Origin of the sequence: Stenotrophomonas sp. SMYL89 (genome assembly GCF_036319985.1) — a bacterium.
In the GTDB taxonomy this organism is placed as follows: domain Bacteria; phylum Pseudomonadota; class Gammaproteobacteria; order Xanthomonadales; family Xanthomonadaceae; genus Stenotrophomonas; species Stenotrophomonas maltophilia_Q.
In genome coordinates, this window is sequence record NZ_JAWIRW010000042.1 from 1 (window position 1) to 712 (window position 712).

Sequence of the window (712 nt, forward strand, 5' to 3'; positions counted from 1 at the left end):
CCGACTCAGGTGACGCGCAGGTTATCGCGCGTTACATCGCTAAGGAGGCCGACAATCTGCATGAGCATGTCGCCCGTTCACCTGCCCAGGAGCAGCTGCATGTGCTACTCCAGCAACGCGACAGCCTGGTCCGGAGCAAGGCGAAGTTGAATCTCTCGCTAGGCGCGGGAGCGTCGGAGTCGGCCATCTTTGGGCGCATCTTCGTTGGTCTGAAAGAGGCCATTGCCATGCTCGACCAACAGATTCAGCAACTGTGCCGCAGCGGTGAACAGCGCGACCTGTATCGGCGGATCATGACCATCCCGGGGATCGGACCGACGGTTGCGGCCTTCATCACCCATCACATCACGCGCTGGCCCTTGACCAGCTCAGACGCTTGGATTGCTTGCAGCGGTCTGGATCCGCGACCCAACGAATCCGGTGCGCGGATCGGCAGACGGCGCCTGTCCAAGCGTGGTAACGCCAGCCTGCGCCAGATCCTCTACATGGCGGCCATGGGCCTGACCCGATCCAAAGGCGGCAAAGCCCTTTATACGGCCATCCGCGAACGTGGCCACAGCAGTACCGCCAGCTTTAACATCCTGGCCAGAAAGCTGGCCAGGATCGCCTGGGGGGTCTTCAAAAGCGGTCGGGACTTTGACCCAGCCATGCTGAAAGTGGGTCAAGCCTGCTTCCAGCAGGCTTGACCGCGAACATAGGATCTCGGCTCTAC

At 61.2% G+C, this 712-nt stretch carries 1 protein-coding gene; it reads left to right on the forward strand.

All coding sequences use genetic code 11. The features are described from left to right. The coding region (locus V3B41_RS20435; protein ID WP_329861823.1) for a transposase at positions 1–686 on the forward strand (686 nt) is incomplete at its 5' end. Between the last annotated feature and the right edge of the window lie 26 nt (positions 687–712).